The sequence below is a fragment of the Streptomyces sp. NPDC090022 genome (assembly GCF_044748145.1).
Lineage (GTDB): Bacteria > Actinomycetota > Actinomycetes > Streptomycetales > Streptomycetaceae > Streptomyces.
Genome location: NZ_JBIVFN010000001.1, coordinates 734,592 through 755,650 on the forward strand (window position 1 = coordinate 734,592; position 21,059 = coordinate 755,650).

At 74.4% G+C, this 21,059-nt stretch carries 22 protein-coding genes; 13 read left to right on the top strand and 9 right to left on the bottom strand.

Translation table 11 applies throughout. The features are described from left to right. Position 1: 1 nt before the first annotated feature. From ACIPXB_RS03285 to ACIPXB_RS03305, 5 genes are all read left to right on the top strand, one after another. On the top strand, positions 2–1,039 hold the full coding sequence (locus ACIPXB_RS03285; protein ID WP_401443852.1) for a carbon-nitrogen hydrolase family protein: 1,038 nt from the start codon (positions 2–4) through the stop codon (positions 1,037–1,039). Further along, positions 1,036–2,151 (top strand): cupin domain-containing protein, encoded by a 1,116-nt coding sequence (locus ACIPXB_RS03290; RefSeq protein ID WP_401443854.1) that lies wholly within the window; start codon positions 1,036–1,038, stop codon positions 2,149–2,151. The genes ACIPXB_RS03285 and ACIPXB_RS03290 overlap by 4 nt, the downstream gene beginning before the upstream one ends. A gap of 18 nt (positions 2,152–2,169) precedes the next feature. Beyond that, positions 2,170–3,099 (top strand): fumarylacetoacetate hydrolase family protein, encoded by a 930-nt coding sequence (locus ACIPXB_RS03295; RefSeq protein ID WP_401443856.1) that lies wholly within the window; start codon positions 2,170–2,172, stop codon positions 3,097–3,099. A gap of 80 nt (positions 3,100–3,179) precedes the next feature. Beyond that, entirely contained in the window at positions 3,180–3,905 is a 726-nt protein-coding gene (locus tag ACIPXB_RS03300; RefSeq protein ID WP_401444416.1) for an Asp/Glu racemase, read from the top strand. Positions 3,906–4,036: 131 nt separating this feature from the next. Continuing rightward, positions 4,037–4,870 (top strand): PaaX family transcriptional regulator C-terminal domain-containing protein, encoded by an 834-nt coding sequence (locus ACIPXB_RS03305; RefSeq protein ID WP_401443858.1) that lies wholly within the window; start codon positions 4,037–4,039, stop codon positions 4,868–4,870. Here ACIPXB_RS03305 and ACIPXB_RS03310 read toward each other — a convergent pair. Continuing rightward, positions 4,858–5,880 carry a helix-turn-helix transcriptional regulator gene (locus ACIPXB_RS03310; protein WP_401443860.1) on the bottom strand — a complete coding sequence of 341 codons (1,023 nt, stop codon included), beginning with the start codon at positions 5,878–5,880 and terminating at the stop codon, positions 4,858–4,860. The two genes, ACIPXB_RS03305 and ACIPXB_RS03310, sit on opposite strands and share 13 nt — an antisense overlap. Before the next feature lie 39 nt (positions 5,881–5,919). Here ACIPXB_RS03310 and ACIPXB_RS03315 point away from each other — a divergent pair, with 39 nt between their 5' ends. Next, on the top strand, positions 5,920–6,411 hold the full coding sequence (locus ACIPXB_RS03315) for a hypothetical protein (RefSeq protein WP_401443862.1): 492 nt from the start codon (positions 5,920–5,922) through the stop codon (positions 6,409–6,411). Then, a complete protein-coding gene (locus ACIPXB_RS03320; protein WP_401443864.1) occupies positions 6,411–6,908 on the top strand; it encodes a hypothetical protein in 498 nt (165 codons plus the stop codon). Before ACIPXB_RS03315 ends, ACIPXB_RS03320 begins: the two co-directional genes overlap by 1 nt. Here the strand turns inward: ACIPXB_RS03320 and ACIPXB_RS03325 are convergent. Beyond that, a complete protein-coding gene (locus ACIPXB_RS03325; protein WP_401443867.1) occupies positions 6,869–7,534 on the bottom strand; it encodes an NAD-dependent epimerase/dehydratase family protein in 666 nt (221 codons plus the stop codon). The two genes, ACIPXB_RS03320 and ACIPXB_RS03325, sit on opposite strands and share 40 nt — an antisense overlap. A 195-nt stretch (positions 7,535–7,729) precedes the next feature. Here ACIPXB_RS03325 and recQ point away from each other — a divergent pair, with 195 nt between their 5' ends. Next, complete coding sequence (gene recQ, locus ACIPXB_RS03330) at positions 7,730–9,778, top strand: DNA helicase RecQ (protein WP_401443869.1); 2,049 nt, start codon at positions 7,730–7,732, stop codon at positions 9,776–9,778. Between the two features lie 24 nt (positions 9,779–9,802). Here the strand turns inward: recQ and ACIPXB_RS03335 are convergent, their stop codons facing one another. After that, positions 9,803–10,144 carry a hypothetical protein gene (locus ACIPXB_RS03335; RefSeq protein WP_401443872.1) on the bottom strand — a complete coding sequence of 114 codons (342 nt, stop codon included), beginning with the start codon at positions 10,142–10,144 and terminating at the stop codon, positions 9,803–9,805. Positions 10,145–10,252: 108 nt separating this feature from the next. Beyond that, positions 10,253–13,663 carry an AfsR/SARP family transcriptional regulator gene (locus ACIPXB_RS03340; protein ID WP_401443874.1) on the bottom strand — a complete coding sequence of 1,137 codons (3,411 nt, stop codon included), beginning with the start codon at positions 13,661–13,663 and terminating at the stop codon, positions 10,253–10,255. 181 nt (positions 13,664–13,844) lie between these two features. Between ACIPXB_RS03340 and ACIPXB_RS03345 the strand changes: the two genes are divergently transcribed. Further along, on the top strand, positions 13,845–14,648 hold the full coding sequence (locus ACIPXB_RS03345) for an NADP-dependent oxidoreductase (protein WP_401443877.1): 804 nt from the start codon (positions 13,845–13,847) through the stop codon (positions 14,646–14,648). A gap of 68 nt (positions 14,649–14,716) precedes the next feature. Next, the gene (locus tag ACIPXB_RS03350; protein ID WP_401443879.1) at positions 14,717–15,349 is read left to right on the top strand and encodes an NAD(P)H oxidoreductase; all 633 of its coding nucleotides are present in this window, start codon (positions 14,717–14,719) and stop codon (positions 15,347–15,349) included. Between the two features lie 69 nt (positions 15,350–15,418). On the opposite strand, the gene ACIPXB_RS03355 is transcribed toward ACIPXB_RS03350, so the two are convergent. Next, complete coding sequence (locus tag ACIPXB_RS03355) at positions 15,419–15,997, bottom strand: YdeI family protein (protein WP_401443880.1); 579 nt, start codon at positions 15,995–15,997, stop codon at positions 15,419–15,421. 57 nt (positions 15,998–16,054) lie between these two features. On the opposite strand from ACIPXB_RS03355, the gene ACIPXB_RS03360 reads away from it, so the two are divergent. Further along, complete coding sequence (locus ACIPXB_RS03360; protein ID WP_401443883.1) at positions 16,055–16,720, top strand: nucleoside/nucleotide kinase family protein; 666 nt, start codon at positions 16,055–16,057, stop codon at positions 16,718–16,720. A gap of 29 nt (positions 16,721–16,749) precedes the next feature. On the opposite strand, the gene ACIPXB_RS03365 is transcribed toward ACIPXB_RS03360, so the two are convergent. Together ACIPXB_RS03365 and ACIPXB_RS03370 are read right to left on the bottom strand one after the other, a co-directional pair. Beyond that, positions 16,750–17,124 carry a hypothetical protein gene (locus tag ACIPXB_RS03365; protein WP_401443885.1) on the bottom strand — a complete coding sequence of 125 codons (375 nt, stop codon included), beginning with the start codon at positions 17,122–17,124 and terminating at the stop codon, positions 16,750–16,752. 189 nt (positions 17,125–17,313) lie between these two features. After that, the gene (locus tag ACIPXB_RS03370; protein WP_401443887.1) at positions 17,314–18,153 is read right to left on the bottom strand and encodes a class I SAM-dependent methyltransferase; all 840 of its coding nucleotides are present in this window, start codon (positions 18,151–18,153) and stop codon (positions 17,314–17,316) included. A 461-nt stretch (positions 18,154–18,614) separates the two neighbouring features. On the opposite strand from ACIPXB_RS03370, the gene ACIPXB_RS03375 reads away from it, so the two are divergent. Further along, positions 18,615–19,004, top strand: a complete 390-nt coding sequence (locus ACIPXB_RS03375) for a C40 family peptidase (RefSeq protein WP_401444417.1) — start codon at positions 18,615–18,617, stop codon at positions 19,002–19,004. Positions 19,005–19,059: 55 nt separating this feature from the next. Here ACIPXB_RS03375 and ACIPXB_RS03380 read toward each other — a convergent pair whose 3' ends face one another. Further along, complete coding sequence (locus ACIPXB_RS03380; RefSeq protein ID WP_401443889.1) at positions 19,060–19,638, bottom strand: hypothetical protein; 579 nt, start codon at positions 19,636–19,638, stop codon at positions 19,060–19,062. Between the two features lie 150 nt (positions 19,639–19,788). Here ACIPXB_RS03380 and ACIPXB_RS03385 point away from each other — a divergent pair, with 150 nt between their 5' ends. Then, a complete protein-coding gene (locus tag ACIPXB_RS03385) occupies positions 19,789–20,250 on the top strand; it encodes a PPOX class F420-dependent oxidoreductase (protein WP_401443890.1) in 462 nt (153 codons plus the stop codon). Between the two features lie 48 nt (positions 20,251–20,298). Here the strand turns inward: ACIPXB_RS03385 and ACIPXB_RS03390 are convergent, their stop codons facing one another. Further along, entirely contained in the window at positions 20,299–20,844 is a 546-nt protein-coding gene (locus ACIPXB_RS03390; protein WP_401443892.1) for a hypothetical protein, read from the bottom strand. Positions 20,845–21,059: the final 215 nt, after the last annotated feature.

A 21,059-nucleotide genomic window follows, 5' to 3' on the forward strand; every position in this document is an offset into this window, starting at 1 on the left:
CATGGAGAACCTGCCCCGCTTCACCGCGGCGGCCGTCCAGGCCGCACCCGTCTACCTCGACCCCGCCGCCACCGTGGCCAAGGCCGTCGCCCTGATCGGGGAGGCCGCCGGCAACGGCGCCGAACTCGTCGTCCTCCCCGAGGCGTTCGTCCCCGGGTACCCGTACTGGAACTGGACGATGAACCCGGTCCAGGGCTCGCCCTGGTTCGAACGCCTGCACCGCGCCTCCGTCGACCTCGAGGGCCCCCACGTCGATGCGCTGCGCGCGGCGGCCCGCCGGCACCGCGTCGTCCTCGTCATCGGTGTCAACGAGCGCGCCGCGCACAGCCTCGGCGTCCTGTACAACACGCTGCTGACCATCGGGCCCGACGGCGCGCTCCTCGGCGTCCACCGCAAGCTGGTGCCCACCTGGGCCGAGAAGCTCACCTGGACCGGCGGCGACGGCAGCTCGCTGCGCGTCCACCGCACGCCCGTCGGCCCGCTCGGCGCCCTGGCCTGCGGCGAGAACACCAACACCCTGGCCCGCTTCACCCTGCTCGCACAGGGCGAACTGGTCCACGCCTCCTGCTACATCGCCCTGCCCGTCGCCCCGGCCGACTACGACATGGCGGACGCGATCGCCGTCCGCACGGCCGCGCACTGCTTCGAGGGCAAGGTCTTCTCCGTCGTCGCCTGCTCGACCGTCTCCCCGGAGATCGTCGATCTGCTCGCGGGCGACGACGCCGAGACGCGCGCCCTGTTCGAGCGGCCGCGCAGCGCCCTGTCGGGTGTCTTCGGCCCGGACGGCCGCCCCGTCACCGAACCGCTCGTCGACGACGAGGGCATCGTCTACGGCGAGATCGACCTGGCCCGCTGCATCCGGCCCAAGCAGATGCACGACATCGTCGGCCACTACAACCGCTTCGACGTCTTCCGGCTGGAGGTCGACAACCGGCCCCGTACGCCGGTCACCTTCACCGCGCCGCCGCCGCAGCAGCCGCACCCCGCCCCCGCGTACCCCGTCACCGCCGCCACCGCCATCACCGAGGAGGACGAATGAGCCCCGAGCAGGACGACACCGCGCTGGGCCGCGCCCGGGTCACCGACACCCCCGAACTCACCCACTACTACGGCGAACTCGACGCCCTGGACGCCGGTGCCCTGTGGACCGTCGCCAACGACATCGAACCCTGGTACCCCCAGCCCAGGTCGGTGCCCGTGCTGTGGCGTTACGCCTCCTTGCGCCCCCTGGTCCACAAGGCCCTCGACCTGGTCAAGGCCGACGACGCGGGCCGCCGCGTCGTCATGCTCGTCAACCCCGGCCGCAAGGACGTCAGCGCCGCCGCCGGACTCCTCTACACCGGCCTGCAGATCATGGGGCCCGGCGAGGCCATGACCGCCCACCGCCACCAGGCCGCCGCCCTGCGCTTCGTCCACGAGGGCACCGGCGCGTGGACCATCGTCGACGGGCAGAAGCTCAAGGTCGGCCCCCGCGACTTCGCCATCACCCCCAACGGCACCTGGCACGAGCACGGCAACGACGCCGACGACGCCCCCGTCATCTGGCAGGACGGACTCGACATTCCCCTGGTCAACGCCCTCGACGCGGGGTTCTACGAGGTCCACCCCGACCTCTACCAGGCCCCCGGTGAGGTCATCAACTCCTCGGTCCTCACCTACGGCGCGAACCTGCTGCCGTACGGCATGGAGAAGTGGACCCGGCCCTACTCCCCGCTGCTCGCCTACCCCTGGGAGGCGACGTACGAGGCCCTGCGCAACCTGGCCCGGGCGAGCGAGGGCTCCCCGTACGACGGGGTGATCGCCGCCTACACCAACCCCGTCACCGGCGGCCCGGTGATGCCCACCATGGGTGCCCACATGCAGCTGCTGCGCCCCGGCCAGGCCACCCGCGCCCACCGCCACACCGGCTCGGTGATCTACACCGCGGCCAAGGGCCACGGCGTCTCGGTGATCGCCGGCCGGCGCTTCGCGTGGCAGCAGGGCGACATCTTCTGCGTGCCGTCCTGGGCCTGGCACGAGCACCACAACCTCGACCCGTCCGAGGACGCCTGCCTGTTCTCCTTCGACGACTTCCCCGTCATACGCGCGCTCGGCTTCCACCGGGAAGAGGCGTACGCCGACAACGGCGGCCACCAGCCCATCACCGACTGACCCGCGAGGAGCCCCACCGTGCGCCTGCTCACCTTCACCACCGGAACCACCGCAACCACCGACGACCGCGCCTACGGCGGCCGCCTGGGCGTCCAGGAGGGCGACCTCGTCCTCGACCTCGCCGCCCTCGCCGACCACACCGGCGCGGACCTCCCGGGCGACCTGCCGGCCTTCATCCGCGCCGGCGCCGCGGCCCGGGAGACCGCCCGGCTCCTGCTCGACGCCGACCCGGTCGCCCGCCCCGCCCGCGCCGTCCACCGGCTGGAGGACGTGACCCTGCTCGCCCCGCTGCGCCCCGGCAAGATCATCGGGGTCGGGCTCAACTACGTCGAACACGTCGAGGAGTCCAGCCGCAGCCTGGACACCGACAAGGAACTCCCCTCCCGCCCCGTCCTGTTCGGCAAGCCCGCCACCGCCGTCACCGGCCCGGGCGCGCCGATCCGGCACGACGGGAACCTGACCGCCCAGCTCGACTGGGAGTGCGAACTCGCCGTCGTCATCGGCCGTACCGCCTTCCGCGTCAGCGAGGCCGACGCGTACGGTCACGTCTTCGGCTACAGCATCGTCAACGACATCAGCGCCCGCGACCAGCGCCGCTCCGGCCAGTGGTTCTTCTCCAAGGGCCAGGACTCCTACGCCCCCTTCGGCCCCGTCGTCGTCACCGCCGACGAGATCCCCGACCCCATGAAGCTGGACCTCTCGCTGCGCGTGAACGGAGTCACCAAGCAGAGCTCCAACACCCGCCACATGCTGTTCCCCATCGCCCGCCTCATCGCCGACATCAGCTCCGGCATGACCCTGGAGCCCGGCGACGTCATCGCCACCGGCTCCCCGTCCGGGGTCGGCGCGGGGCGGGTGCCACCCGAGTTCCTGCGCCCCGGCGACACCGTCGAGGCGACCGTCGAACACATCGGCACCCTCACCAACCCCGTCGTCGACGCCCGCTGACCCCCGTACCGAACCGAGGAGTACCCGTGCCGCCCCGCACCTTCCGCATCGGCCAGATCGTGCCCAGCTCCAACGTCACCATGGAGACCGAGGTCCCCGCGATCCTGCGCGCCCGCGAGGCCGTCGTCCCCGACGACCGCTTCACCTTCCACTCCAGCAGGATGCGCATGACGCAGGTGACCCCGGAGCAACTGGCGGCCATGGACGCCGACTCCGACCGGTGCGCCGTCGAACTCTCCGACGCCCGCGTCGACGTCCTCGGCTACGCCTGCCTCGTCGCCATCATGAGCATGGGCCCCGGCTACCACCGCACCTCCGAGGAGCGCCTGCACCTGCGCACCGCCGAGAACGGCGCCCCCGCCCCCGTCGTCACCAGCGCCGGCGCCCTCGTCCACGGCCTGCGCACCATCGGCGCGCGCAAGGTCGCGCTGCTCGCCCCGTACATGCGGCCCCTGACCCGCACCGTCGTGGACTACCTCGGCCACGAGGGCGTCGAGGTGCTGGACCACCGGTCCCTGGAGATCCCGGACAACCTCGACGTGGCCGCCCACGACCCGGCCCGGCTGCCGGAGCTCGCCCGCGCCCTGGACCATGCCGAAGCCGACGCGGTCGTCCTGTCCGCCTGCGTGCAGATGCCCTCCCTCGGCGTGATCGAGGAGGCGCAGCAGCTGCTGGGCAAGCCGGTCGTCTCCGCCGCCGTCTGCACGGCGCACCAGATGCTGCGCGCGCTCGGCCTCCCGGCCGTCGCCCCCGGAGCGGGCCACCTGCTCTCCGGCGCGTACGCGCAGGCGCCCCTGCCGGGGTAGGGCCCGTCCGGCGGACCGGGCCGGCTGCCGGGCCCGGGGCCGTACCGGCCCGGCGGCCGGGAGGGCATGACGGCCCGGGGGCCTGGGGGAGGGCTCGATATGATCGCGACCGCACACAACGGAAGGCGATCATGTCGGACAGCCCCCTCAGGCCCAGCTCGTTGATCAACACGGTCTACGGAGCCTTCCTGCGCCGTCTCGGCGGCTGGATCTCCATCGCCGACCTGATCACGCTGATGTCGGAACTCGACGTCGACGGCCCGGCGGTGCGTTCGGCGATCTCCCGGCTCAAGAAGAAGGGCGTCCTGGAACCCGAACGGCGCGGCGCCACCGGCTACCGCCTCAGCCCCGCCGTGCACCCCGTCTTCGACGAGGGCGACCGCCGCATCTTCGCCAGCCTGGAGCCCGCCGACCTCGCCGACGGCTGGGCGATGGCCGTCTTCTCCGTACCGGAGTCCGAGCGCTCGCACCGCTACCAGCTGCGCACCCGGCTGACGTGGCTCGGCTTCGGTAACATCGCCCCCGGCGTGTGGCTGGCCCCCGGCCGGCTCCTCGACGACGCCCGCGGCATGCTCGTACGGCTCGGACTGAGCGACTACGTCCACCTGTTCGCCGCCGACTACGCCGCCTTCAGCGACCTCGCCGGGACGGTCAGCTCCTGGTGGGACTTCCCGGCGATCCAGGAGCAGTACGCCAGCTTCACCGACACCTACGCACCCGTCGCCGACCGGATGACGGCCGCGGCGGCGGCCGGCCTCGACGACGCCGACGCCTTCCGCCACTACGTCCCGATGCTCACCCAGTGGCGCCGCCTGCCCTACCTCGACCCGGGCCTGCCCACCGAACTCCTGCCGCCCGACTGGAACGCGGTCGCCGCCCGCCAGGTCTTCCAGCAGCTGCACGGCGTCCTGCTCGACCCGAGCCTGCGCCACGTCCGCGAGGTCACCGGCCTTCAGGACGTGTAGCGCGCCACCACGGCCGCGGCGGCGGCCGCGATCCGGGCGCGCAGGTCCGGCGGTCCCAGGACCTCGATGTCGGCGCCCAGGGCGAGGTAGGCCGCCTCGGCGCGCTCCGGCGACTCCACCGGCAGCGTGGCCCGCGTCCAGCCCGCCAGCTCCGGGTCCGGGACGCCGCCGGCGGCCACCGCGTCGGCTTCGGCACCGGTCAGCCGGGCCACCCCGCGCGCGGAGAGCCGAACCTCGGCCTCGCCCGTGTACAGCCGGGCCCGGAAGCCGGCCTGCGCCCGCTCCCAGTGCGCGGCGAGGACGAAGCCCGGCGGCGGCGCGCACTCCTCGTCGGTGACGGTGAGCGCGAGGATCTGGTCCACCCGGTACGTCCGCGGCGCCGGCTCCGGCTCCGGCGCCGGAGCCGGCCCGCCGACCGGGCCCGGCGACTCCGCGCCCTCGGCGGGCGCCGCCACCACGTACCAGCGCCCCGCCTTGAGCACCAGCCCGTACGGGCGCAGCCGGCGGTCCACATCGGTGGGTTCCTTCCAGCGGCGGTAGCGGACCTCCAGCACCCGGCCCCGCCACACCGCGTCCGCGACCCGCGGCAGGAACGGTACGCCGGTGCTCCGCGCGTACCAGCCGGGCGCGTCGAGGTGGAAGCGCGACCGCATCCGGTCGGCCTGGTCCCGCAGCTCGGGCGGGAGCGCGGCGCGCAGCTTGAGCTGGGCGGCCGACAGCGCCCGGCCGAGCCCGAGTTCGGCGGCCGGTCCCGGCACCCCGGAGAGGAACAGCGCCTCCGCCTCCCCGCCGCTCAGCCCGGTCAGCCGGGTCCGGTAGCCCTCGAGGAGCCGGTACCCGCCCCGGTGCCCGGCGTCCCCGTACAGCGGCACACCGGCCGCGGCCAGCGACTCCACGTCGCGGTAGACGGTCCGTACGGAGACCTCCAGCTCGTCCGCGAGGTCGGCGGCGGTCATCCGCCCGCGCGTCTGGAGCAGCAGCAGGATCGTCAGGAGGCGGCTCGACTTCACTGACACAAGGTGTCAGTGAAGTGCTCCTACGGTCCAGTCATGACTTTCGCGGAGAAACTGCTGACGGTCCCGCCCCCGCTCACGGTCGGGGGCCGCCGGATCAAGCGCTACCACGTCACCGCCGACCCGGCCGGGATCGAGCCGGAGGTGGAGGCGGCGGCGTACCGCTTCCTGCCCGGCCTGCTGAGCACGCTGCCGGCGGCCGACGGGACACCGCCGGGCGGTTTCGTCGTCCTCCACAGGGGAGGGGACGACGGGGCCTACCTCAACGTCTACAGCTGGGTCTGGGACAACGCGCTGCACTTCGCGGGCGCGGCCGCCGGGCAGCCGGTGCTCGGCTGCCCGGACCGGGACCCGACGCACTTCGTCCGGCTGGACGGCTCGCTGATCGGCTGCGTGTGGGAACTGCCGCCGATCGCCCACGAACGCGACGCCTGGGTCCGCCACATGCTCGACCACCCGGGCGCCCCGGACCTCGAGGCCTACCTCGCCGACTCGCTCCCCGACCGCACCACCACAGAAGTTCGCTGATGCACGACTTCGACTTCTTCACCGGAACCTGGGACGTCGCCAACCGTCGGCGCACGGACTTCCTCGACCCCGGCAGCGACTGGGAGGACTTCCCGGGCGTCAGCCGCGCCGACTGCCACTTCGAGGGCGCGGCCAACGTCGACGCCGTGGAGTTCCCCACCCAGGGCACCGCCGGGCTCACCCTGCGTCTGTACGACCCGGCGCGCGCCGAATGGTCCCTGTACTGGGCGAGCAAGCGCACCGGCACCCTCTTCCCGCCGGTCGTGGGGCGCTTCACGGACGGCCGCGGCGAGTTCCACGGCGTGGACACCCACGACGGCCGCCCGGTGCGGGTGCGCTTCGTCTGGTCGGACATCACCGAGGACTCCGCGCACTGGGAGCAGGCCTTCTCCACCGACGACGGCCGCACCTGGCTGACCAACTGGACGATGGCACTGACCCGGCGTCGCGAGGCCGCTCACTCCGGGGCCGCGGTCAGCCGTACGAAGTCGTCGTAGGTGCGCACGGCCGTGCCCGGGCGGGTCTCGCGGAGGGCGGCGATCATCGCCGCCGCCAGCTGCCCGGCGTGCACGGGGCGGTACGGGCGGGCCGGGCCGACCAGGGCCGGGGCCAGCAGCGTGGCAGCGGCCATGCCCGCCCGCTCGGCCGTCCGCCGCTCCGCGCGCGGCCCGAGGATGAAGGACGGCCGGAAGATCTCCACCTGCTCGTAGCCGAGGGCGCCGACCTGCTCCTCCATGTCCCCCTTGACCCGCAGGTAGAACGCGTGCGAGGCGGCGGCCGCGCCCATGGAGGAGACCACGGCGAGCCGCCGCGCGCCCGCGTCGTGCGCCAGCCGGGCCACCGTGACCGTGTAGTGCTGGTCGATCCGGCGGAAGGCCTCCTGCGACCCCGCCTTGCGGATCGTGGAGCCCAGCGCGCCGTACACGTCGTCCACCACCGGGACGTCGTCCGGTCCCAGCCCGTCGAAGTCGACGACCCGGGTCTCCAGGCGGGGGTGCTCCACGGCGGGCGGGCGGCGGGCCAGCACCGTGACCCGGTCGTAGAGCGGCTCGCGGAGCAGCCGCGCGAGCAGCTGTCCTCCCACCAGGCCGGTGGCGCCGACCAGGAGTGCGCTGCGGGTCACGGATGCTTCCTCTCTGCCGTGGGGAACCTGCGGTCCGCCACCCTGCCGGCGGCGGCACCTCATGTGGGGGAAGGCTACTGCGGCCTCCGCGCGCAGCCGTGCCGAGCCGCGCGGGGCGGCGCGGGGCCCCGCACGGATGGGGCGGGGTCGGGGGAACGGGACCGGAGTGTCACAGGAGGTCGCTAGGCTTCTGGAATGAGCCTCCTCGACGCGACCACCGCCTCCCCCGATGCCCTGCAGGTGCTGCACCGCGTCTTCGGGTACGACTCCTTCCGCGGCGAGCAGCAGCAGATCATCGAGCACGTGGCCGGCGGCGGCGACGCGCTGGTGCTGATGCCGACCGGCGGCGGCAAGTCGCTCTGCTACCAGATCCCGGCACTGGTCAGAGAAGGCACCGGGGTGGTGATCTCCCCGCTGATCGCGCTGATGCAGGACCAGGTGGACGCGCTCACCGCCCTCGGGGTGCGGGCCGGATTCCTCAATTCCACGCAGGATCCGTACGAGCGGCAGGCCGTCGAGCAGGCCTTCCTCGCGGGTTCGCTGGACCTGCTGTACCTGGCACCGGAGCGGCTGCGCACCGAGGGCACCCAGCGGATGCTCGACCGGGGCACGGTCTCGCTCTTCGCGATCGACGAGGCACACTGTGTCGCCCAGTGGGGCCACGACTTCCGGCCCGACTACCTCGCGCTGTCGATGCTGCACGAGCGCTGGCCGTCGGTGCCGCGGATCGCGCTGACCGCGACCGCCACCGAGGCCACCCACGCCGAGATCGCGGCCCGGCTGGGGCTGGAGGACGCCCGGCACTTCGTGGCCAGCTTCGACCGGCCCAACATCCAGTACCGCATCGTTGCGAAGAACAATCCGGCCAAGCAGCTGCTGGACCTGATCCGGGCCGAGCACGAGGGCGACGCCGGAGTCGTCTACTGCCTGTCGCGGGCGTCGGTGGAGAAGACCGCGGCCTTCCTGGTGGAGCACGGCATCGACGCCGTGCCCTACCACGCGGGCATGGACGCCCGTACGCGCGCCGCGAACCAGGCCCGCTTCCTGCGGGAGGACGGGGTCGTGGTGGTCGCCACGATCGCGTTCGGCATGGGCATCGACAAGCCGGACGTGCGGTTCGTGGCCCACCTGGACCTGCCGAAGTCGGTCGAGGGGTACTACCAGGAGACCGGCCGCGCGGGCCGGGACGGCGAGCCGGCGACGGCCTGGCTGGCGTACGGCCTCCAGGACGTGGTGCAGCAGCGCAAGCTGATCGACGGCTCCGAGGGCGACGACGCCCACCGCCGCTCGCTGGGCCTGCACCTCGACGCCATGCTCTCGCTGTGCGAGACGGTCGCCTGCCGCCGGGTGCGGCTGCTGGCGTACTTCGGCCAGTCGGGCGAGCCCTGCGGCAACTGCGACACGTGCCTGACGCCCGCCGAGTCCTGGGACGGGACGGTCGCGGCGCAGAAGCTGCTGTCGACGGTGTGGCGGCTGGCCAAGGAGCGGCGCCAGAAGTTCGGCGCCGGCCAGATCATCGACATCCTCCAGGGCAAGAAGACGGCCAAGGTCATCCAGTTCGACCACGACGCCCTGTCGGTCTTCGGGGTCGGGGCGGACCTGAGCACCGCGGAGTGGCGCGGCGTGGTCCGCCAGCTCCTGGGGCAGCGGCTGCTGGCCGTGGAGGGCGACTACGGCACGCTGGTGCTGACGGACGACAGCGGTGAGGTACTGGGCGGCCGGCGCCGCGTCGAGATGCGCAAGGAGGCGCCGGCGGCCGCGGCGGCCCGCAAGACGGCGGGGTCGCGCTCCGGCTCCGGCTCCGGGAAGGGCGCGCGGGTCCCGGTCGACCTGCCGGCGGCGGCCGTGCCGGTCTTCGAGGCCCTGCGGGCCTGGCGGGCCGCGACCGCGCGCGAGCAGGGCGTCCCCGCGTACGTCGTCTTCCACGACGCGACGCTGCGGGAGATCGCCACGCAGCTGCCGGCGACGGTGACGGCGCTGTCCACGGTCAACGGGGTCGGCGAGGCGAAGCTGGCCAAGTACGGCGAGGGCATCCTGGCGGCCCTGGCGGCCGCCGCCCCCGAGGCGGCCCCGGCACCCGCCGCCGCAGCTGTCACCGTGCCCGCCCCGCCGGCGCAGCGCGGGCCCGGCCACGACGCGCTCCCGGACGAGCCACCGTTCGACCTCCCGGACGAGCCGCCGTTCGATCCCTTCGATGCCTTCGACGCCTTCGACGAGGAACCGCCCTGGGACGACGAGCGCTAGCCGACTCCGGGCAGCGCCCGCCCGTCATCCGGCGGCGGGCGCCTCGTCGAGTTCCCACGCGTGACGCTTGAACTCCCGTACGAAGTCGGCGTGGTCCTCCCACTGGCGGGCGATCCCGCGCAGCACGTCCCAGTGGTGTTCCACCGACTGGTCGATGACGCGGCGCAGCGCAGGCTCGGCCGTCGCGCGCTTCTCGATCAGCCCCTTGACGGCCGACGCCTCCAGCACGGCGTTGCGCAGGGCGCGCAGCGCGCGGGAGGTGTCGTCCATGGCGAACCCGCTGTCGCTGCCCGTCTCCTCGGCGAACAGCGGCGTGAGGCGTGCCTCGATGAACGCGGTGATCCGCTCGAAGTGCTGCACGTCCATCAGGACTCCATCTCCTGCCGCGCGACCATCGGGCCCGGCATCTCGGGTGTTGCATCTGCGTCGGGGGCGCCGTCGGCCGGTGCCGACGGCCCAGGATATCCGCCGTGATCAGACGCCCGCGCGGGCTCCCCGCGGCCCTGCGGCCACGGCGTCGGCGGGATCGGCGGGACCGGCCGGACCGGCGGCGCAGGTGGCGTCGGCCTCGTCCGGGGACAGCTCCCGGCCCCGGGTGAACGTAGCCGTGAACTCCGCCTCGCCCAGCACCGCACGGGCGCGCGCGGCCGCCCGGTCGACGTCGACGCGTTCGGCCGGGGGCAGCGGGGTGCCCACCGACGCGCGCAGGGCGGCCGCCGTGCCCAGCAGGGTCGCCGCGCGCACCGGCCGGTCCGCCGCCGCGTGCGCGCCCGCCAGGCCCTCCAGGGCGAGGGCCAGCGCCCGCCGGTCGCCCGTGCGCCGGGCGGCCGCCAGGCCCTCACGGTGCAGGGCCTCCGCGCGCCGCGCGTCCCCGGCCTGCTCGGCGGCGTACCCGAGCTGGGCCAGGATCAGGGCGGTGCCCGAGTCCACGCCGAGCCGGCGGTTCCACTCCAGCCACGGCTCCAGCAGCGCCCGGGCCGTGGCCAGGTCGCCCCGGCGGCGCGCCCCGAGCGCGAGCCCGGTCTCGGCGAACTGCTGTGCGGGCCGGTGGGACTGCTCGACCGCCAGCCGCCGGGCCTGCTCGTGGTAGTCGGTGGCCCCCGCATCGTCCCCGGTCAGCAGCGCGATCCGGCCCAGCCGGGCCAGCCCGAACGAGGCGCTGGTCCACAGCCGCAGCTCCTGCGCGTCCCGTACGCCGTCCCGGTGCAGCCGGGCCGCGGCCTCGTAGTCCCCGCCGATCTCGGCGAGCACGCCCAGCTGTTCGGCGGCCTGCAGCGAGCCCCAGCGGTCGCCGAGCTCGCCGAACAGGGCCGCCCCGGCCTCCGCGTACTGCCGCAGAGCTGCCAGGTCCCCCTGGTACAGGGCACGGGAGGCACGGACGGCCAGGGTGGCCGCCTCGCCCCACCGGTCGCCCAGCGCACGGAACTCGGCGCCCAGCGCGTCCAGATCGCTCTCCTCCTCCGGCCGGTCGACGGGACCGCCGAAGCCGCACCGGCCGTAGGCCAGCAGCCACCGGCCGCGTGCGTCCGCCCCGGCGAAGTCGTCGTCCGGCGCCACTTCGACCCCGGTGAGCAGCGCGAACGCCGCACGCCGGATCCGGGCCGAGGCGTACGCGGGCCGGATCCGGTGTGCCCGGTCCCCGCCGTCGGCGCGGGCCTGTCCCAGGGCCTGCCCCAGGGCCTGGTCCAGGGCCTGGTCCAGTGAGCGCAGCGCCTCGCCGACGCGGCCGCGAACGTGCCAGTACCAGGCGAGGGAGTTGACCAGGCGCAGCCCGTCGGGCCCGGCGTGCTCCAGTGCGGCCCGCAGATTGGGGGCCTCGGTGTCGAGCACGTGCAGCCAGCGGCGCTGGTCGCCGCCGTGCAGGAGCGGTGCCGCGTGCTCGGCGAGCTCGGTGAAGTGCCGTGCGTGGCGCTGCCTCAGGGCCGCCGCCTCGCCCGCCTCGTCGAGCCGTTCCCGGCCGTACGCGAGGACCGATTCGAGGATCCGGTAGCGCGCGGGCGGGTGCGCCGCGACGACCAGCGAGCGGTCCACCAGCCGGGTGAGGAGGTCGAGGACGTCGTCGGCGGCGATGCCGCCGCCGGCGCACACCGCCTCCGCGGATTCCAGCGTGAACCCGCCGGTGAACACGGCGAGCCGGCGCATCAGGGTCCGCTCGGGCGGCGCCAGCAGGTCCCAGCTCCAGTCGATCGTCGCGCGCAGGGTGCGCTGGCGGGCCGGGGCGTCGCGGCGTACCTGGTCGAGCAGCCGGAAACGGTCGTGCAGCCGGTCGGCCAGGGCGTGGACGCCCAGGACGCGGACCCGGGTGGCCGCCAGTTCGAGCGCGAGCGGGATGCCGTCGAGGCGGCGGCAGATGAGGGCGACGGCCTCGGTGTTCCCCGGCTCCAGCGCGAACCCGGGCGCGCAGGCCGCGGCGCGGGCCGCGAACAGTTCCATGGCCTCGGCCCCGGCGAGCGGCGCGACGGCCTCCAGCACCTCGCCGGACAGCGCCAGCGGCTCCTGGCTCGTGGCCAGGACGCGCACCCCGGGGGCGCGGCGCAGCAGCAGGCCGACGAAGGCGGCGAGGGGACCGACGAGGTGCTCGCAGTTGTCGAGGACCAGCAGCATCCGGCGGGCCGCCAGCGCCTCGGCCACCACGCCGGACAGGACGTCCGCCGTCCCGTTCCGGGCGGCGGCCGCCCGCACGTCGGCGTCCTGGTGCACGTCGTCGTCGCGGAGGCCGAGGGCGGCCGCCACCGTCTCGGCCACCTCGCCCCCGGATCCGGCGAGTTCGACGAACCACACCCCGTCGGGGAACCGCGCCGCCGCCGGCTCCTCGGCCAGCCGGGCCGCGGCCGCCAGGGCGAGCCGGGTCTTGCCGACGCCGCCGGGCCCGGTGAGGGTGACCAGGCGGTTCGCCTCGACGAGGGCGCGGACCCGGGCGGTCGCGTCCTGCCGTCCGACGAGCGCGCTCACGGGTGCCGGCAGGTTCGTACGCGGCCGGGAGGGCGGCGCCGGGGCGGGCGACGGGATGGGTGAGGGGGTGGGTGAGGGGGCTTCGGCGGCGGGTGTGGTGGGTGTGGTGGGCGAGGCGGGGGCCGGGGCGGCTGGGCTCGGCCCGACGGGGGCGGTGGCGGTGCCGGGTGGTGCGGGTGCCCCGGCGAGCGCCGGGTCCTGCCGGAGGATCGCCGTGTGCAGGGAGGCCAGTTCGGGTCCCGGGTCGATGCCCAGCTCCTCGGCGAATCGTTCCCGCAGCCCGGCGTAGGCGGCGAGGGCCTCGCTCTGCCGTCCCGAGCGGTACAGGGCGCGCATCAGGGTCGCCCACAGCCGCTGCCGCAGGGGATGGAGGGCGACGAGGGCGGCCAGCTCATCGGCGAGCGCGGTGTGTTCACCGAGGGCGAGGCGGACTTCGGCCAGCTCCTCCCGTACGGTCAGCCGCTGTTCCTCCAGGCGGGCGATGGCGGCCCGGGCGAATCCGGCGTCGCGGAAATCGGCGTACGCCGAAGCCCGCCACAACTCCAGTGCCCGCGTGAGCAGTTCCGCCTTCGCCGCCGGATCCGTCTCCTGCCGGGCCCGGGCGGTCAGCCGTGTGAAGCGGCCCGCATCCACCGCGTCCGGCGCCACCCGCAGCGCGTAACCCGCCGGCCCGTACGCCACGAGCGCGCGGGCCCCGGGCTCCGCCTTCGCCAACGCCCGGCGCAGCTGGGAGACCTTGGTCTGCAGGCTGTTGGCGGGATTGCCGGGGACGGCGTCGCCCCACAGGTCGTCGATCAGCGTGTCGACGGGCACCGGCCGGCCCTCGTGCACCAGCAGATCCGCCAGCAGGGCGCGGACCTTGGCCTCCGGCACGGCCACGGCCTCCCCGTCGTCCGTGCGGACCGTGACCGGACCGAGTACCTCGAAGCGCATGGGAACACGCTATCCGGCGGCCGTGCGCGGACCGTCAGCGGTTCGTGCGCGGGGGCCCGCATCGTGAAGTCCGTGACCGGGACCGGTAACGGATCCGGGAGCGAACACAGAAGAAGGCCAAGGCAATTGAGAACGGGGCGGCCGTCGCTGCCGTCCCCGCCGAGCACCTGGAGCGCACCCCATGTCCCAGCCCACCTCCTCCCGTGAGGTCCGCCTCGTCTCCCGCCCCGTCGGCGAGCCCCTGCCCGAGAACTTCGCCCTCGTCACCACCACGATCCCCGAGCCGGGCGAGGGGGAGATCGTGGTCCGCAACACCTGGATGTCCGTCGACCCGTACATGCGGGGCCGGATGGACGACGCCCCCTCCTACATCCCGCCCTTCCCCCTCGGCGCCGCCCTGGAGGGCAGCGCGATCGGCGAGGTGATCGCCTCCCGCGCCCCGTCCGTGCCGGTCGGAGCGGCCGTCACCCACTTCCTCGGCCGGCGCGAGTACGCCGTCCTGGACGCCTCCGCGGCCACCGTCGTCGACACCACGCCGGCTCCGCCCGCGGCCCACCTCGGCCCGCTCGGCACCACCGGCCTGACCGCCTACGCGGCGCTGACCCGCACCGCTCCGGTCCGCGAGGGCGACGTCGTCCTCGTCTCGGCGGCCGCCGGCGCGGTCGGCAGCGTGGCCGGACAGCCGGCCCGCAAGCTGGGCGCCTCCCGGGTGATCGGCTCGGCCGGCGGCCCGGACAGGACCAGGAAGCTCCCCGACGTGTTCGGCTACGACGCGGCCGAGGCGACGCTGCGCGGCATGCTCGTCAGCAGCCACTTCGACCTCTTCCCGGAGTGGACCGGCAAGGCGGCGGGCCGGCCGGCCGACGGCAGCCTGCGCACCGAACAGACCGTCGTCGACGGCATCGAGCAGGCACCGGCCGCCTTCCTGGGGATGATGCGCGGGGCCGACACCGGCAAGATGCTGGTCCGGCTGGGCGACCACTGATGCCCGCGACCTCCCCGTCCACCGGGGCGACCATGTCGGCCCAGCCCACCGAGAGCAGAGGATCCACCGTGTCCACCACCTCCGTGCCCGTCCCGTCGGCGTCCGTCCCGTCGGCGTCCGGCACATCGTCCGCCCGGCGGCGTGCGCTGCTCGTCCTGGCCCACCCCCGGACGGACTCCCTGACGGCGCAGCTCGCCGGGCGGGCGGCGCGGCGCCTCGAGCGCGACGGCTACGAGCTCGACGTACTCGACCTGCACGCCGAGCAGTTCGACCCCCGGATGTCGCCGGAGGACGAACCGGACTGGGCCGACACGGGCAAGCGCTACAGCGCGGAGGTCCACGCGCACATGGCGCGGGTCGACGCCGCGGACCTGATCGTGGTGGTCTTCCCGCTCTGGTGGTTCGGCCTCCCCGCCATCCTCAAGGGGTGGATCGACCGGGTGTGGAACAACGGTTTCTCCTACGGTCTCAGCAGCCCGCGGCTGGCAGCCAAGCGGATGGTCTGGATCAGCCTGGTCAGCTACGGGCGCGAGCGGTTCACGAAGCTGGGCTGGGAGGAGGTGGTCACCCGCACCCTGCGGGACGGGATCTCCGGCTACTGCGGCATCGAGGACGCGACGGTGCACCTCGTGTACGACTCGCTGACCGTGGGCGACGGCGCCCTGGCGGAGGTGGACACGGCGCTGGCGGGTGTGGCGTAGCAGGTGCGCGCGCTCCCCGCGGCCACCTGCGCGCAACCGGGCCGGGGCCGCCGCGGGGGCCGGTCCGGTTCAGGGCCCGGCCGGCCCGGGCAGCAGCCGGCTCAGGACCTTGCCGAGCCGCTCCTGCCTCGTCCGCGGCGTGAGCGCCTGGAGCACCGGCAGCATCAGCTGGTAGCGCCCGGACTTGTCGAGCGCCTCGAACGCCTTCCTGGCCTCGGGGTTCGCGTCGAGCAGGGCGTCGAGGTCCGGCGGGACCGTCGCCGTCCGCTGCGATGCGTACGCGGCCGCCCAGCGCCCGTCCTCCTGCGCCTTGCGCACCTCGGCCAGGCCCGGTGCGCGCATCCGCCCGGCGGCCGTGAGCGCCGCGACCTTGTCGACGTTCACTTGCGACCACAGGCTCCGGGGCCGCCGCGGCACGTACTTCTGGAGGTAGTACGGCCCGTCGGCCGACCGCCGCTGCCCGGAGATCCAGCCGTAGCACAGCCCGGCGTCGACGAGTTCGTCGTCGGTCACCGACGGAATGCCGGAGTTCCGCCGGGCCACCTTCACCCACACGCCCTCCTGGCGCGTGTGGTGGGCGGCCAGCCAGTCCTCGAACGCCGCGGCGTCCGCGAAGGTGATGATCTGCACTCCGTCGAGCTCGTCCATGGGGCTCAGGCTACGCCGGACGCCCCCGGGCGCGCCGCCCTCGTGCACCATGGGCGCATGGAGAGGGAGACGCGGGCGGAGAAGTACGGGGAGACGGCGACGTCGGAGTTCGCCGGGCTGGAGCGGCGGGCCCGTGGGCTGGCGGCCGCGGGCGGCCGCCGGATCCTGGGCATCGCCGGGCCGCCCGGCGCCGGGAAATCCACCCTGGCCGCACGACTGGCCCGGGCGCTGGGCCCCGCGCTGGCCGTCGTCGTACCCATGGACGGATTCCACCTCGCCCAGGCCGAGTTGGTCCGCCTGGGGCGGGCCGACCGCAAGGGCGCGCCGGACACCTTCGACGCGGCCGGGTATACGGCCCTGCTCCGCCGGCTGCGCACGCCGGGGGCCGGTGTCGTCTACGCCCCGGCCTTCGACCGCGCGCTGGAGGAACCGGTCGCCGGAAGCGTCCCGGTGGGCCCGCAGGTGCCGCTGGTGATCACCGAGGGGAACTACCTGCTGCACGGGGCGGGGGAGTGGGCGGAGGTCGGGCCCCTCCTCGACGAGGCCTGGTTCCTGGCTCCGGACGACTCGCTGCGCGTGCGGTGGCTCGTGGACCGCCATGTCCGCCACGGCAAGGAGGAGGCGTACGCCCGGGACTGGGTGACCCGCTCGGACGAGGCCAACGCCCGCCTGATCGCCCCGGGACGCGCCCGGGCGGACCTCGTGGTCCTCGCGGTGGACTGACCGCCCGCCGGCCCGGCGGCGTACCCCGGTCAGTCCCCGCCACTCCCTGCGCCCCCGCCGGCCGAGAACCCCCCGTCCCCGTCCCGCCCGCCGTGGTCGCTGGTACCGCCCTTCCCGCCGTCCTCGTCGTCGAGCGCCTTGCCAGTCCGCCGGAGGGCCCCGCCCAGCCCGGATGGCAGTGACGCACGGAGGACGACCCGGCGGAACATCCGGTCGGTGACGGCGCCGGGTCCGTCGAACACGTACGCGGGAAGCGCGCCGGACCGCCGGGCCGCCTCCAGGCACCGCCGGCCGCGCCGAGTAGGACGCCGCCGCAACGGGCCGAGCAGGCCACGGGCCGTCAGCTGCCGCTCGGCCAGTGCCACTTCGCCGCCGAGGCGTACGGCCTCCAGTACGGCGGCCACACGCGCACCGCGCGGCGGACACGCCGCCAGCAGCGCCCGCTCGACCGCGTGCTCACCGCGGCCGTCACCGTCGCCGGGGACGTCGCCGGCCCGTGCCGGCCCCGCCGCCGCAAGCAGCTCCGATGATGCCCGACGAAGCCCGATGGCGTTTCGACGGCGCTTCGACGGTGCCCGGTCGCGGGCCGGGGGTCACGCGGCGACGGCTTCCGGCTGCCGGCCCCACGCGGTGATCAGGCCCGGCGAGAGTCCGGCGCAGTCGGGCGAGTCGAGGTAGCGGATCGCCTCGTCGATCGCGGCGTCGTCGACCAGCTCCGTGGCCACCATCGCCGCCCGTACCCGGTCCCAGGTCTCCGCCCAGAACCGGCTGATGGGACTGCCCGGCAGCAGCGGCGGAACGTGGATCTCGGCCGCCACGGAGCGCAGCCCGGCCGCGCGCAGCAGCTGCGGGTACTGCGGTACCCAGGAGACGTCGGTGCCGATCGTGTCCCGCAGCGCCTGCCACATCGCGCGCATCGCCCTGGTGTACGGGGTGACCGGGGCCGACGCCGTGGTCAGGTCGACGGCGTCGCCGAGGACCAGGACCCCGCCGGGCGCCACGAGCGAGGCCAGCTTGGCCACCTCGAGCCGCGGCCGCAGGTGCATGAGCACGAACCGGGCGTGCACCAGGGCGAACCGGCCGGGGTCGAAGTCCGGGTCGGTGATGTCGGCCTCCACTGCCGTGAGGCCGGGCAGCGGGCGGGAGGTGAGGAAGCGCGTGTCGCGGTCGACGGCCAGGACGGAGGCCACACGGGCCCGGCGCAGGAGCTGTCGCGCGACGGTACCGGTGCCCGCGCCCAGGTCCAGGCAGCGCCAGCCCGGGCCGGCGCCCAGCCGCGTCAGGCGGGCCAGAGTGATCTCGTCGTACGCGAGGGCGCCCAGGTCGATGCGTGCGTCCTCGCCGGCCTGCTGCGGCCGGAACGCCGCCTCGCCGTACCGGCCGCCGCCGTCCGGGGCGGACTCGGGCGGCTGTTGTTCCGGCTGGGTGGGCATGGGCACCTCACCGCCTCGACCACTGTGGGGGCCGCGGACCGCGGACCGGGGGCCACGGGTCGGTCCTTCCATGGTGGCGCAGGGCTTCGGTCGGCACGACAGACGGCCCGGTTCCGGCGGGCGCACCGAGGCGGTTTCTCGACGCGAGAAAGGAACGGAAAGGTGGAAATCATCTGAAACGGAAAGACCCGACTTGATGCAAAATCGTGACAAAGTGCCCCGTGTCCGTTGGTGACGGCTGCATGGCGGCGGAGAAAACTGGGCGGCCAATGAGAGCCGAGAGGCGTGCCCCGAGAATCAGGATCTCCCCAGCGATCTGACAGTTGCCTGCAACCGATTGCGGAGGTAGCACGATGCCCTGCTTCACGACGGACTTCCGAGAGGCCCTCACGGGCCGTCAGCCTGTGCGACGCTCCCCCGGAGCATTGACGTTTCTCCTCCTGCCGCTCCTGACCGCCGGCATGCTGGCCGGGCCCACCACACCAGCCCACGCATCCGCCCCCTACGGCGCCAAGGCCGTCGAGGTGGCGGCCTCCAAACAGGGCTCGCCGTACCAGTACGGCGCGACCGGCCCCAAGCGCTTCGACTGCTCGGGCCTGACCCTCTACGCCTTCAAGAAGGCGGGCCGACGCCTCCCGCGCACCGCCGCCCAGCAGTACGAGCACACCCGGCACATTCCCGAGGCCGATCGCGTACCCGGTGACCTGGTCTTCTTCCCCCGCGGCGGGACCGTGGGCCATGTCGGCATCTACGCCGGACACGACCGGATCTGGCACGCCCCGCGCCCGGGTACCTATGTACGCCTCGAACGCATCTGGAGCGCGGCGGTCCGCTACGGCCGGGCCCTCTGAACGTGCCCGTCCCGCGGGTGTCCGCCGGCCGGTTCCCGGCCCCGGCGCACCGCGGTCAGTGGCCGGCGGCGCTCTTGACCAGGGCGACGGCGGTTCCGATGATCGCGTCGAGGGCACCGGCCAGCAGGCCGAGGAAGGTGCCGGCGCCCATCCGGATGCCGCCGTACCAGCCCCATCCGAACAGGGTGGCGACGTTCACCCCGGCCGCGGTGAGCAGCGCGGTGTCCAGGTCCATCACGTCGAGTGCCGCCACGGCGATCAGGATCAGGGGACCCACGGCGGACAGCAGCAGCGGGCCGCTGACCAGCAGCATCGCGCGCAGATCGCGGCCGGTCGCCAGACGGCCGTGCACGACCCGGTGGGCCTGCTGGTCGGCGACGAGCGCGGCCAGCCACAGGCCGACCGCAGCGGTCAGCACCGTCGCGGCGGCCGCGGGGGCGTCGGTGTGCGTGGCGCCGGCGAGCCCGACCACCACCGAGATCATGGTGATGGAGGCGTAGAGGCGTTCCTTGAGCCGCGCGGCGGCGAACCGGGGATCGCGCTCGAGGTCCTCGTCACCGATGCCGCCGCCGACGCGGCCGACACCGCCGGGGGATCCGGCGGACCCGGCCGCGGGGGTCTCGTCGTGGGCCATACGCACACGGTAGGGGCGCCCGGGGGACACGGCCCGCAGGCCCGGGCCGTGTCCCCCGGGCGGTCCACCCGTCGACGAGCGGGGGACACCACGCCGGCCTGCGGACGACCGGGGGAATAGCCGTCGGCCGACGAGCGGTTGACATCAGACATGACCGATACCGATGCCGATGCCGTTACCGATGCCGACGCCCCGTTCGACCCGCGTACGCTGCTGGCGCGGGCCCGGCTCGGTGTCCTCGCCACGATCAAGTCGGACGGCCGTCCCCAGCTGTCCCCCGTCATGCCCTTCTACGACGAGAAGACCGGCCTCCTCCACGTGTCGATGACCGAGGGCCGGGCCAAAACGGCCAACCTGCGCCGGGACCCGCGGGCTGCACTGGAGGTCACCAGCCCCGAGGGCTGGGCCTGGGCCACCGCCGAGGGCACCGTGACCCTGACCGGCCCGGGCACGGACCCCCACGGCCCGGAGGTCGAGGCGCTGGTGCGCTACTACCGGCTCGCCGCCGGGGAACACCCGGACTGGGACGAGTACCGCGCCGTGATGGTGGCCGACCGCCGGGTCCTGATGACGATGGCGGTCGACCACGTGTACGGCGCGAAGCTGCGCTGACGCCCCCGGCTCCGCTGACGCCCTGGGCTCCGCTGACGCGCCCGGCTGTCAGCAGCCGCCGCAGTTGTAGAAGATCACGTCCCAGTGGTTGCCCTCGTCGGCGTAGACGTTGCCGGCGCCGGAGCGCCACTGGGGGGCGCCGTCACCGCGCACGCCGATGTACGTGAAGGTGTTCTTGATGTAGGAGCCCAGGCACGCGTACTTGCTGAAGTCCAGCTTGTAGCCGTTCCAGTGCGAGTACGTGCCGCCGGCGTGGCCCGTCTCCGTGCCGCCGGTGATGTTCAGTGCGCACCCGCTGGCGCTCCTGAGGGTCTGGGCGCCCTGTGCCGTGGCCCGGTTCAGCTGCTCGAACGACGTGCACGTGGGGTTGTTCCGGGCGGAGCAGCCGCCCGACGAGGACCAGGTGATCCCGGCGGCGCGGAACATCGAGGTCGCGGTGGCGTGCGAGATCTTGGTGGCCGCGTGCGCTTCGGTGGCGCCGGCGAGCACGCCGGCACCGGGGGCGAAGAGCGCGCCGAGGACGAGGGCGAGCACGGTGAGGAACGGGCGGATCTTCACGGGGAATTCCTCCTGCGGGTGGCCGTGACCGTGCATGGGGACACGGGTACGGGTGCGCGTGCGTGGGTGGTTGCGCGTGGGTGTGCAGGTGGAGCAAGGAGATGGTGCCCGAGCCCTCCCGGGGTCCGCCAGAGGGGAGCGGGACGAGACCGGTCGTGCCGCCGGACGGCGCCGGGCGCCCCGTGCACGGCCCGCCAAGTGACTCGTGCGTACTGCACACCGCATCGGTGACAGGGGTGACTGTCGTCCGG